We start from the raw sequence: 11,800 nt of genomic DNA, 5'->3' as shown, positions 1-11,800 counted from the left end.
AATACGCCCTTAATTGTGTTTAAAGTAGAAACTCAACTACTTTGAAAAGGGTTTGCTATGTCCATTTTTAAAATGGTTTTAACTAATTAACTCATTTTATAATAATGCTTGCATTTTTAGTTCCCCCCGATAAAAATGCAAGCCTTTAAAACAAAAATTATGAACTCAGAATTACACAAAATAATAGTTTTAGAAAAAGACCCAAGTTATCAAGCTATATACAAAGAGTATTTTAAACAATATGATGAATTTCATTTAGCAGCTATCTACCCGTCTGCCATAGAAGCCTTACAGCAATATGACAAAATACAACCAGATATTATAGTCTCAGAAATAGATTTATTATACGCCAATGGTATTGATAGTATTACCCTGTTTAAAAAGAAAAATACAGATATAAAAATTATCATGGTTAGCAAAAACCCATCTTTCGATACCATAAAAAAAGCCTTTAAAAATGGTGCCAATGGTTATTTAACAAAACCTCTAAGCAACAAAAGACTCTACAATGCTTTGCAAGCTATAAAGATAGAAGGAGCCGCAATGGGTCATGATATTATAAAACAAATAATTCAAAATTTTAGAAAAAAAACCTATGCCTTTTTCTCTAGCAGAGAAAATCAAATAATAGATTATTTATGCAAAGGAGCTACGTATAAGGACATTGCTAATAAGTTATTTGTAACTACCAGCACTGTAAATTTTCATATTCAAAATATTTACGAAAAATTGAATGTTAACAGTAAATCTGAAGCTTTATATAAGCTACAACACATGTAAAATTGACTGAGTGCCAAGGAACCCTTATTCTTTTATTTAGAACGGGGTTCCTTTTTATATCTCTTTTAAATAAATAACCTCAGGTAAACCTATAAGATATTAACTGTTTTTTTTGCTGTGGACAAACCACAAAGTATTTAGATATTTATTCTTCAGAAAAACTTTTATCCCAATCTTTCCAAACCACTTCATATCCTTGTGATTTTATCATGGTAGCAATTTCTTCCGTAGAACGCTCATCAGATATTTCAAACTGCTCTAAAGATTGTGGTTCTACGCTATACCCACCAGGATTTGTTTTAGATTCTGCGCTTATAGAAGTAATTCCTAATTTTATAATATTATTTCTAAACACTTCGCTTTCTCGAGTAGACATAGACAATTCCACGTCTTCATCTAACAACCTATACGCACAGATTAGTTGCACCAAATCAGAATCGGTCATTTCCACTTTTGGTTGCACTTCTCCTTGGTGCGGACGTAATCTTGGAAAAGAAATAGAATACTTTGTTTTCCAATACGTTTTTTGTAAATATTTTAGGTGCAAAGCGGTATAAAAACTATCTACACGCCAATCTTCTAATCCAAATAAGGCCCCTATTCCTATTTTATGAACACCCGCTTTACCTAACCTATCTGGAGTATCTAAACGATAATCAAAATTAGATTTTTTCCCTTTTGGGTGATGTTGTTTATAAGTTGCTTTATGATACGTTTCTTGATAAACCAAAACTGCGTACAAACCTTCCGCAACTAATTCTTCGTATTCTGTTTGATGTAATGGCTGTACTTCTATACTAATATTAGAAAAATGTTCTTTAATTAAACCAATAGCATGTTTTAAATAAGAAACTCCAACCGTTCTATTCGCTTCTCCTGTTACTAATAAAATATGGTCATACCCCAATTTTTTAATATGAGAAACCTCTTTTAGTATCTCTGTATCGGTAAGTGTTTTTCTAGGGATTTTATTGGTCATGCTAAATCCACAATATGTGCAAATATTCTGGCATTCGTTAGATAAATACATAGGCACATACATTTGCATTGTATTCCCAAATCTTTTTTTAGTAATTGCACTACTACGTTGCGCCATCTCTTCCAAAAATGGTATGGCTGCTGGTGAAATAAGAACCTTAAAATCTTCTAAATCTATTTTTTCTTTTAGTAAAACTCTACTAACATCTTCTCTAGAAAAAGAATAAATTTCTTTTTCCAGTGCATTCCAATTATAAGTATCAAAAGTATTTTTAAAAGACATTTATTTTTTCTTTTGGTCTTTAGCTATTTGCCTCTGACTATTTACTTTAGCTAATTGCTATTTTAATTTAAAAAAGAAGTTAGCGGACTACTTGCTTCAGCATGTTTTTGCTTTGGTGCTAGTTTTGCATTATATGCCATACGCCCTGCTTCTACTGCCATTTTAAAAGCTTTTCCCATACCAATAGGGTTTTCAGAAACTGCAATTGCAGTGTTTACTAATACTGCATCTGCACCTAATTCCATAGCATAAGCCGCATGCGATGGTGCTCCAATACCTGCATCTACAATCACAGGAACATTACTTTGTTCTATAATAATTTCTAGAAAATCTTGTGTTTTAAGACCTTTATTACTACCAATTGGAGCTCCTAAAGGCATTACACACTGTGTTCCTACTTCTTCTAAACGTTTACATAAAACAGGATCTGCATGTATATATGGCATAACAACAAAACCTAATTTTACCAATTCTTCTGCTGCTTTTAAAGTTTCTATGGGATCCGGTAGTAAATATTTAGGATCTGGATGAATTTCTAATTTAACCCAATTAGTTTCTAAAGCTTCTCTTGCTAATTGTGCTGCAAAAACAGCCTCTTTAGAGGTACGTACACCTGATGTATTTGGTAGTAAATTTATATGATTTTCTTTTAAATGTACAAGTATATCATCACTTTCATTTTTTACATCTACTCGTTTTAAAGCCACTGTAACCAACTCACTTTCAGAAGCCAATATGGCTTCTTGCATTTTTAACGAACTACTAAATTTACCCGTTCCAGTAAATAATCTAGAGTTAAATGTTTTATCTGTTATTTTTAATATATCACTCATTTTCCTTTCTGTTATTTTTCAAAACTGTGGCGCTGCTCTAAAGCACTTCCTGTATTTAATAATTTATGGAACTCCCCTATTTTATTAAAATCTTGTGTAATCTCTCCTGATATTGCAATACCAGAAATTCCTGTTTCCAAAATTTCTTTTACATCATCAACTAAAATACCTCCAATTGCAATAATTGGTGTATTTGTTTTTAGCACATCTAAAATTCCTTGATATCCTAAAATTCCTAGTACAGGACTCAAATTTTTCTTTGTTGTTGTAAATCTATACGGTCCCAAACCTATATAATCTACTTCTTTTTCTATTAAAGCTTCGCAATCTTGTAAAGTGTTTGCTGTACCTCCAATAATCTGCCAAGAATACAAATGTTTTCTTGCTTCTTTAGGGCAAGTATCTTCTTTACCTAAATGCACCCCATCTGCTTTTACTTTTTTAGCAATTTTATAATGGTCGTTTATTATTAAACGTGTTTGAAAATGCGACGTTATTTCTCTTGCCTGTTCTGCCGCTTTTAATATTTTTTTTTCTGAAACATTTTTTAGGCGTAATTGTACTAACTCTGCTCCAGATTGACACGCTTTTTGTATGTTTTCTAGATGCTCTTTAACTGTAGCGCCTTGTGATATATAATGGAGTTTTGGTATAATCATGGTTATTTGAATATGAGAATTATGGGAGTTAAGAATTTGAATAGTTAAAACTGTTTTTGTAATTATGAACTCCTAACAAAGACTTATTACTATTTAAAAACGTTTCGGTATAGTATTTAGAGTTTTTTGAAGCATCCTCTAAGCTTTGCTTTAATAAAATATTACTTGCTAAAGCAGAAGATAAAACGCAACCGCTACCGTGTTTTTCCGAAATTTTTTCGGTTGTTGGCGGTATGTTTATCATTACAATTTTATTATAGTACAGTACATCCCATCCTTTTTTATCGATTCTATGTCCTCCTTTTAGATAAATATTGGTAAAACTACTGATGTGTTCAATAGTTTCTTCGATATCTTTTTCTGGATATAACTGTTGAATTTCATCATAATTTGGCGTGATTAAAAAACATTGTTCCCAAATATTATCTAATAACTCTTGACTTTCGGTGGTATGAAAATCAAAACCAGCACTTGCTTTTATAATAGGATCTAAAACAATTTTTACTTCGGAATTTAAAGCGTGTAATTTATTGATTACGATTGATAATACATCCCAAGATTGAATGATGCCAATTTTAACTACTGAAATTTCAAAACGGTCAAACAGGGTTTCAATTTGCGATAGAATCACTTCTACATCAGTCCAAATACATGCTTTAAAATCAATATCATTCTGAACGGTTATTGCGCTACAAACGGACAAACCATACACACCATGTGCTTCAAAAGTTTTAATATCTGAAGTTAAACCAGCTCCTCCCGAAGGATCGTGACCTGCTATAGTTAATATGTATTTGTTGTTATTCAAAATAACGCTTCATTTTTTTAAACTCCTTTAAAGGCTCGCTACTATTCCATATGCCTCCTAAAACACCAACGCCTTTAAAACCTAGTTTATTAAATTCTACAAGGTTTTCAGTGGTAACTCCGCCCATACCAACAATCCTTTTATCGATGTGATTTACATCAAAACCGCGACCTTCATAACCTTGTTTTGAGATAGACGAAAACACCGGACTTAACAGATGATAATCGAATTCAAAATAACAGGTTTCTAAACCTTCAGGTTCGTGAAAGGAAGAACTTATGGATTTACCAAACATGTTTAAATTTTTAAAGTACTGCCCAGGATTATCAATGTTATCCCTTCTTTTTTGCTCCTGAAAATGAATACCTTTTAAATTGAAATCGTTAATCAATTCATGAAAATAATGCACTACAATTCTATGGTGATATTTTTTATCTATTTGATTTAAATAAGCGCAATGTTCTTCGTAATTTTTATTTGGTTTCCTTAAGTGATAGTACTGCAAACCTTCTTGAAATAACTGATGTAGTATTTCAATTTCGTTTGGAACGTCTTTTTCCGGTGCTATTAAAACTATCATAATCTTAGCTCTTGGCTTTTAGCCCTTTACTATTCGCTCTCTTTTTTATTCAAAAGCAAATAGCTAAAGGCTAACAACTATAAATATACCTCTGAACCTTTCTCTTTAAATTCTTTAGATTTTTCTTCCATTCCTTTTTGCAACACTTCGTTATCATCCGATATTTTATTTTCTGCAGCAAAATCACGTACTTCTTGAGAAATTTTCATTGAACAGAATTTTGGTCCACACATAGAACAGAAATGTGCAATTTTTGCACCTGCCGCTGGTAGCGTTTCATCATGATACTCACGAGCACGTTCTGGGTCTAATCCTAAATTAAATTGATCTTCCCAACGGAACTCAAAACGAGCCATACTTAAGGCATTGTCTCTGTGCTGAGAGCCTGGGTGCCCTTTAGCTAAATCTGCAGCATGTGCAGCTAATTTGTATGTAACAACACCTACACGTACATCTTCTTTATTAGGCAATCCTAAATGTTCTTTTGGTGTTACGTAACATAACATGGCGCAACCGTACCAACCAATCATGGCAGCACCAATACCAGAAGTAATGTGGTCGTAACCAGGAGCAATATCAGTAGTTAAAGGTCCTAATGTATAAAAAGGCGCTTCGTCACAAACTTCAATTTGCTTTTCCATGTTTTCCTTAATCATGTGCATTGGTACGTGACCTGGTCCTTCTATAAAGCATTGCACTTCGTGCTTACGCGCAATTTGTGTTAGCTCACCTAAAGTTTCTAATTCTGCAAATTGCGCCTCGTCATTAGCATCGGCAACAGAACCTGGACGTAAACCATCTCCTAAAGAAAAGGCAACATCGTAAGATTTTAAGATTTCACAAATCTCCTCAAAATGCGTGTACAAGAAACTTTCTTTGTGGTGCGCTAAACACCATTTTGCCATAATAGAACCACCACGAGATACAATACCTGTTACACGTTTAGCTGTCATGGGTACATAACGTAATAATACCCCAGCGTGAATGGTAAAGTAATCTACGCCTTGTTCTGCTTGTTCAATTAAAGTGTCACGGAAAATTTCCCAAGTTAAATCTTCGGCAACACCGTTTACTTTTTCTAAGGCTTGATAAATGGGTACGGTACCAACTGGTACTGGAGAATTACGTACAATCCACTCGCGCGTTTCGTGAATGTTTTGCCCTGTTGATAAATCCATGATATTATCTGCTCCCCAACGGCAAGCCCAAACTGCTTTTTCTACTTCTTCTTCTATTGATGATGTCGTGGCAGAATTACCAATATTTGCGTTTATTTTTACTAAGAAGTTACGACCTAAAATCATAGGTTCTGCTTCTGGGTGGTTAATGTTAGATGGTATTACTGCACGTCCTCTAGCAACCTCTTCACGTACAAACTCCGGAGTAATTTTAGCTGGAATTGATGCTCCAAAATGTTCTCCTGGGTGTTGCTTTCTAATTTCGGTCATTTCATCTATTCGTTGGTTTTCACGAATAGCAATATATTCCATCTCTGGAGTAATAATACCTTTTTTTGCGTAGTGTAGCTGTGTTACGTTTTGTCCTTTTTTGGCACGTTTTGGTTTATGCTTTAAGTCAAAACGCATGTGATCTAAACTTTTATCGTTTAAACGCTCATTACAATATTTAGAGGTAAAAGAGTTCAATTCTTCTACATCACCACGATCTAAAATCCACTGCTCTCTAATTCTTTCAATACCATTGTGTACATTGATTTCTTTGTTAGGATCTGTATAGGGCCCGGAAGTATCATAAACAGTAACTGGTTCGTTTGGCGTTTTCTTTTTCGTCATAGAATCAACCGTATCACTCAGTTCAATTTCACGCATGGCCACCTTAATTTGTGGATGTATTTTTCCTTGTATGTAAATCTTTTTAGAATTAGGAAATGGCTTCCTTGTAATTTGCCCTTCTTTTGGTGCTGTGTCTTTACTTTTCATTTTGTCTAAGCTATTAGAAGTTGGCTTTTGGCCGTTAGTAATTAGATATTTGGTTTTATAGTATTGCTAATGGCTAACAGCCAAAAGCTAATGGCTATCTTATCCGCCTTGTGCGGCCTGAATTATTAAAATTTTATTGTTAGGATTTAAAAGATGGGTTTCCCAAGAGGAATTAGGAACCACAGTATCGTCTATTGCTACAGCAACGCCTTGTGTTGGAGATTTTAACTCGTTTAAAAGGTCTAAAACATTGCTATTTTCTCGCATTTTTAACGGAGAATCATTTACATAAATAGTAATCATATACAGTATATTTAAATATGCTGTAAATAATAAAGGCTTAAGATATCTTTGAAAAAAAACACAAAAAGAACAAATGTGTTTTATGAAAAGGTTGTAAATGTATATTGCAATACACTTTTCAACTTTTCCCTTCGGCGGTACTAACCGCATCAGGTTCAAAGGGTATGTCTCAGTTCCAAAAAGTAGGAACACCCCTAAAGTTTACAGTTGTAAATATATAAAATATTTAAATAAGATTAGAAACGAGTATTTTTTTCTTTTAATTACCTTGCGCTCATGCAAAACTCATTAGTAAGTATTCTTATTCCTGTGAAAAACACGGAAGATTTTTTAGAAGAATGTTTAGATTCTATACTACAACAAGAATACAAAAACTGGGAAGTTTTAGCTATTGACGATACATCAACCGATTCTAGTTTAGCTATTTTAAAGAGCTTTTCAGAGAAAGACACTAGAATAAAGGTGTACTCTAATTCTGGCACAGGGATCATAGATGCCTTACGTTTAGCTTACGCAAAAAGTAATGGAAAATTCATAACAAGAATGGATTCTGATGATATAATGCCAACTAATAAATTAGCTGTTCTAGTAAATAATTTAAAAGAAAATGGCAAGGGGCATGTAGCAACAGGAAAAGTAAACTACTTTTCAAAGGAAGGTATTAGCAATGGTTATGCACGTTATGAGAAATGGCTAAACGGGCTGACCGAAAATGGAACTAATTTTAAAGAGATTTACAAAGAATGTGTTATTCCTTCTCCTTGCTGGATGGTTTATAAAGAGGATTTTGAGGATTGCGGTGCTTTTTTTTCTAATAGATATCCAGAAGATTACGACCTAACATTCCGATTTTATGAAAAAGGGTTAAAAGTTATTCCTTGTTCAGAAATGCTTCATTATTGGAGAGATTATACTACACGTACCTCTAGAACTAGTGAACATTATGCGGCCAATTATTTTATAGACTTAAAAATGCATTATTTTCTAGAGTTAGATTTTAACCCAAACAGACCATTAGCCCTATGGGGAGCGGGCAATAAAGGAAAAGAAATTGCAAAAATCTTAGATAAAAAAGGTGTTGCCTTTACTTGGCATTGCGATAATTCTAAAAAAATTGGAAAAACGATTTATAAAAATATTATGCAACATTTTAATACAATTAACGATCTAAAAAATCCGCAATGTATAATTACTGTTGCCAACCAAGAGGAACAATTAGAAATAATAAATTTCTTTAAAGAAAGTAATAAAAAGCAAGGCAAAGATTACTTCCTCTTTTGTTAGAAATATTTTTTTTTAAATATTGTTACGTAATTCCTAAATAAACCAATAAACAGGTGCACATTTTTTAAGTATCTTTGGGAAATTAATTTGATGAATGCAATTTAAATATCCGGAAATTCTTTGGGGGCTTTTTCTACTAATAATCCCTATAATTATTCATCTTTTTCAACTTCGAAAATTTAAAAAAACTCCTTTTACAAATGTTAAACTATTAAAAGAAGTTGTTTCTAAATCTAGAAAAAGTAGTCAACTTAAAAAATGGTTGCTTTTAGTCACTCGATTAGGAATTATAGCCGCTTTAGTACTTGCTTTTGCTCAACCATTTTTTGCAAACAAAACAGCGTTAACGGAAAAAGAAACGGTTATCTATTTAGATAACTCCTTTAGCATGCAAGCGATTAAAGAAAATGGTTCCTTACTTTCTAATGCCGTACAGGAGTTAATAAAAGAAACTCCGAAAGACCAAAAAATAAGCCTATTTACAAACGATAAGGTGTATAGAAATGTAGATATTAAAGAAATACAAAATGATTTATTATCTATTGAAAATAGCAATACGCAATTACCCCTAAATGCTATATTGTTAAAGGCCAAAACACTATTTTCTAAAAATACCGCTTCCATTAAAAATACTATTGTTATTTCTGATTTTCAAAGGAATATGATTTCTTCAGAATTAGATTCTTTAGAAAACACAGACACTCATTTTGTTATAAAAAGGCCCGATAATAATCTAAATGTAAGCATTGATAGTTTGTATATAGATACTGTTATTAATGAAAATATAAATATAGTAGCTAAATTAACCAGCACTTCCGAGTTAGAAAGCACCCCTGTATCTCTGTATAATGGAAAAAAACTAATTGCAAAAACATCTGCTTCTTTTAATACCAACAAAAAGGCAGAAGTAACTTTTACTATACCAAAAAATAACACCCTAAAAGGATTAGTAACCCTTACAGATAAGGGGCTAAAATATGATAACAATTTTTACTTTAACCTAGACAAAAGACCAAAAATTAAAATTCTTGCAATTGGAGAAAACAATTCATTTTTAAAAAGAATATACACCAAAGAAGATTTTGCTTTTTCGGAGTACCAATTAAAAAATCTTAATTATAGCTTACTTCAAAAACAAAATACAATAGTACTTAATGAACTTACTAATATCCCTAATGCCCTTACCACGGCTTTACATTCGTTTACAAAAGAAGGTGGAACCTTAGTGGTAATTCCTAGCAAACAAATAAATTTGGATTCGTATAATACGTTAACTTCGGTATATTTCTCAACAAAACTAAATAAAGAAATTCCAAAAGAACAAGCTATTTCAAACATACATTTTTCGCACCCGATTTACGCTCAAGTGTTCGAAAAAAAAGTTACTAATTTTCAGTACCCTAAAGCACAATCTACCTACGAACTACAAACAAAGGCATCTGTTGCTTTATCTTATACCAACCGAACCCCTTTTTTAGTAGGGCAGGGTTCTTTTTATCTTTTCTGCGCCCCTTTATCCAAGGAAAATTCTAATTTTAAGAATTCGCCCTTAATAGTACCTACTTTTTATAATATGGGAGAGCAAAGCTTAAAGTCGCCACAACTATATGCAACATTAGGAGAGGAACTCAAAGTAGATATAGCAATGGAAACGAATAAAGACCATATTTTGTCCGTAGAGAAAGAAGAATACCAGTTTATACCAAGACAAGAATCGCATGCCAACAAAACTAGTTTGCACTTTGTTGAAAATCCTATTTATGATGGGGTTTACAAAATAACAAATAAGAAAAACCATATTCAAAATATCAGTTTTAATTATTCTAGAAACGAGAGCGATTTAAATTATATCTCTTTGGAAAATCTTAATTCTAAAACTATAGAAAACAGCCTAGAAACGTTATTTAGCAAAATGCAAAAAGATAATTCTATAAATGCGCTTTGGAAATGGTTTGTTACTTTTGCATTACTTTTTATGATTCTAGAAATGTTATTTCAAAAATTTTTAAAATGAGTAGATTAAATAATGTGTTTTTTCTAATAAAATAGCCAACGCAACACTATGAATGTACTTTTAAAATCTGCGACAATAGTAAATAGCTCTGACAAAAAATATCATTTAAAAAAAAGAGATATTTTAATAAAAAATGGAGTTATTGCTTCTATTGGCACTAAAATAGATTCTCCATCGAATACTAAAGAAATAAAATTAAAGAATCTACATATCTCTATTGGCTGGTTTGATAGTAGTGTAAACTTCGGTGAACCCGGTTATGAAGAAAGAGAAACTATTGCTAACGGCTTGTTAACCGCCTCTAAAAGTGGATTTACAGATATTATCTTAAACCCAAGTTCTACCCCTGTTCCCGATAGTAGTTCAGACATAGTTTTTTTAAAGAATGCAGCACAAAATAAAGGAGTTAATTTACACCCATTAGGATGCTTAACCAACTCAGCAAAAGGAGACTCATTAGCAGAATTGTTTGATATGCAAAATTCTGGCGCCGTAGGGTTTTATGATAACAAAAAAGCAATTACAAATCCTAATCTTTTAAAAATTGCGTTACAATATACAGACAGTTTTGAAGGACTTGTTTACTCTTTTCCTTTAGACACCAGAATTGCAGGAAAAGGGCAAGTAAACGAAGGGGCAGTAAGTACTAGACTAGGTCTAAAAGGTATTCCAGCGCTAGCGGAAGAACTTCAAATTGTAAGAGATCTATTGGTTTTGGAATATGCAGGTGGAAAACTACATATACCCACTATATCGACTGCCAATTCTGTAAAATTAATTGCTGAAGCAAAGAAAAAAGGTCTCAATGTTACTTGCAGCGTAGCCATACATAATCTTATATTTAGTGATGATGTTTTACAAGATTTTAATACAAACTACAAGGTATTACCACCTTTGAGAACCTCAAAGGATATAAGAGCATTAATAAAAGGCGTTAAAGATGGTGTTATAGACTTTATAACATCGGACCATACCCCCATAAATATTGAAAACAAAAAAGTAGAGTTTGATAATGCCGATTACGGAACTATTGGCTTAGAAAATGCCTTTGGAATTTTAAACCAAATGTTTGGGCTTGAAAAAACAATTATACTTTTAACTAAAGGAAGAGATCGATACGGTATTACAACACCTCTTTTAAAAGAAGGAGAAAAGGCATGCTTTACTCTTTTTAACCCCGATGAGACATTTAAAGCAAAAATAGAAGATAGTATCTCTACTAGTAAAAACTCTGCGTATATAGAAAAAGAGCACAAAGGAAAAGTATATGGCGTTATAGTTAATAACAACATATTATTTTAGCTATCTTTAACTTTTATAACCAACTAATAAAACCTA

11 protein-coding genes and 1 riboswitch are annotated in these 11,800 nt (G+C 32.4%); of the genes, 4 read left to right on the top strand and 7 right to left on the bottom strand.

The window, feature by feature from the left end; genetic code table 11:
- Nucleotides 1–159 precede the first annotated feature (159 nt).
- A complete protein-coding gene (locus Q0856_RS05870; protein WP_298476147.1) occupies nucleotides 160–780 on the top strand; it encodes a response regulator transcription factor in 621 nt (206 codons plus the stop codon).
- A 145-nt stretch (nucleotides 781–925) separates the two neighbouring features.
- On the opposite strand, the gene thiH is transcribed toward Q0856_RS05870, so the two are convergent.
- The 7 genes from thiH to thiS form a co-directional block, all read right to left on the bottom strand.
- On the bottom strand, nucleotides 926–2,041 hold the full coding sequence (gene thiH, locus Q0856_RS05865; protein WP_298503406.1) for a 2-iminoacetate synthase ThiH: 1,116 nt from the start codon (nucleotides 2,039–2,041) through the stop codon (nucleotides 926–928).
- 62 nt (nucleotides 2,042–2,103) lie between these two features.
- Entirely contained in the window at nucleotides 2,104–2,874 is a 771-nt protein-coding gene (locus tag Q0856_RS05860; protein WP_298503404.1) for a thiazole synthase, read from the bottom strand.
- Nucleotides 2,875–2,885: 11 nt separating this feature from the next.
- Nucleotides 2,886–3,533, bottom strand: a complete 648-nt coding sequence (gene thiE / locus Q0856_RS05855) for a thiamine phosphate synthase (protein WP_298503403.1) — start codon at nucleotides 3,531–3,533, stop codon at nucleotides 2,886–2,888.
- 28 nt (nucleotides 3,534–3,561) lie between these two features.
- Complete coding sequence (locus Q0856_RS05850) at nucleotides 3,562–4,341, bottom strand: hydroxymethylpyrimidine/phosphomethylpyrimidine kinase (RefSeq protein ID WP_298503401.1); 780 nt, start codon at nucleotides 4,339–4,341, stop codon at nucleotides 3,562–3,564.
- The gene (locus Q0856_RS05845; protein ID WP_298503400.1) at nucleotides 4,334–4,921 is read right to left on the bottom strand and encodes a thiamine phosphate synthase; all 588 of its coding nucleotides are present in this window, start codon (nucleotides 4,919–4,921) and stop codon (nucleotides 4,334–4,336) included. The genes Q0856_RS05850 and Q0856_RS05845 overlap by 8 nt, the downstream gene beginning before the upstream one ends.
- Nucleotides 4,922–4,998: 77 nt before the next feature.
- Complete coding sequence (gene thiC, locus Q0856_RS05840; protein WP_298503398.1) at nucleotides 4,999–6,861, bottom strand: phosphomethylpyrimidine synthase ThiC; 1,863 nt, start codon at nucleotides 6,859–6,861, stop codon at nucleotides 4,999–5,001.
- Nucleotides 6,862–6,960: 99 nt separating this feature from the next.
- Complete coding sequence (gene thiS, locus Q0856_RS05835) at nucleotides 6,961–7,164, bottom strand: sulfur carrier protein ThiS (RefSeq protein ID WP_298486304.1); 204 nt, start codon at nucleotides 7,162–7,164, stop codon at nucleotides 6,961–6,963.
- Nucleotides 7,165–7,273: 109 nt separating this feature from the next.
- A riboswitch (TPP riboswitch) is annotated at nucleotides 7,274–7,370 on the bottom strand.
- A gap of 70 nt (nucleotides 7,371–7,440) precedes the next feature.
- Between thiS and Q0856_RS05830 the strand changes: the two genes are divergently transcribed.
- The 3 genes from Q0856_RS05830 (at nucleotide 7,441) to Q0856_RS05820 (ending at nucleotide 11,764) form a co-directional block, all read left to right on the top strand.
- A complete protein-coding gene (locus Q0856_RS05830) occupies nucleotides 7,441–8,448 on the top strand; it encodes a glycosyltransferase family 2 protein (RefSeq protein WP_298503396.1) in 1,008 nt (335 codons plus the stop codon).
- A 94-nt stretch (nucleotides 8,449–8,542) separates the two neighbouring features.
- The gene (locus tag Q0856_RS05825) at nucleotides 8,543–10,462 is read left to right on the top strand and encodes a BatA and WFA domain-containing protein (protein WP_298503394.1); all 1,920 of its coding nucleotides are present in this window, start codon (nucleotides 8,543–8,545) and stop codon (nucleotides 10,460–10,462) included.
- A 48-nt stretch (nucleotides 10,463–10,510) separates the two neighbouring features.
- Entirely contained in the window at nucleotides 10,511–11,764 is a 1,254-nt protein-coding gene (locus Q0856_RS05820; RefSeq protein ID WP_298503392.1) for a dihydroorotase, read from the top strand.
- Nucleotides 11,765–11,800 lie beyond the last annotated feature (36 nt).

It is taken from the genome of uncultured Maribacter sp., from assembly GCF_947496775.1.
Lineage (GTDB): Bacteria > Bacteroidota > Bacteroidia > Flavobacteriales > Flavobacteriaceae > Maribacter_B.
Note: the sequence above shows the minus strand (reverse complement) of the source record. Positions and strands in the feature narration are given on the sequence as shown.

What these genes read in the sequence shown, in the direction of transcription:
- Q0856_RS05870 (WP_298476147.1), top strand. Translation starts at nt 160, where the DNA reads ATGAACTCAGAATTACACAAAATAATAGTTTTAGAAAAAGACCCAAGT.
- thiH (WP_298503406.1), bottom strand. Translation starts at nt 2,041, where the DNA reads ATGTCTTTTAAAAATACTTTTGATACTTATAATTGGAATGCACTGGAA.
- Q0856_RS05860 (WP_298503404.1), bottom strand. Translation starts at nt 2,874, where the DNA reads ATGAGTGATATATTAAAAATAACAGATAAAACATTTAACTCTAGATTA.
- thiE (WP_298503403.1), bottom strand. Translation starts at nt 3,533, where the DNA reads ATGATTATACCAAAACTCCATTATATATCACAAGGCGCTACAGTTAAA.
- Q0856_RS05845 (WP_298503400.1), bottom strand. Translation starts at nt 4,921, where the DNA reads ATGATAGTTTTAATAGCACCGGAAAAAGACGTTCCAAACGAAATTGAA.
- thiC (WP_298503398.1), bottom strand. Translation starts at nt 6,861, where the DNA reads ATGAAAAGTAAAGACACAGCACCAAAAGAAGGGCAAATTACAAGGAAG.
- thiS (WP_298486304.1), bottom strand. Translation starts at nt 7,164, where the DNA reads ATGATTACTATTTATGTAAATGATTCTCCGTTAAAAATGCGAGAAAAT.
- Q0856_RS05830 (WP_298503396.1), top strand. Translation starts at nt 7,441, where the DNA reads ATGCAAAACTCATTAGTAAGTATTCTTATTCCTGTGAAAAACACGGAA.
- Q0856_RS05825 (WP_298503394.1), top strand. Translation starts at nt 8,543, where the DNA reads ATGCAATTTAAATATCCGGAAATTCTTTGGGGGCTTTTTCTACTAATA.
- Q0856_RS05820 (WP_298503392.1), top strand. Translation starts at nt 10,511, where the DNA reads ATGAATGTACTTTTAAAATCTGCGACAATAGTAAATAGCTCTGACAAA.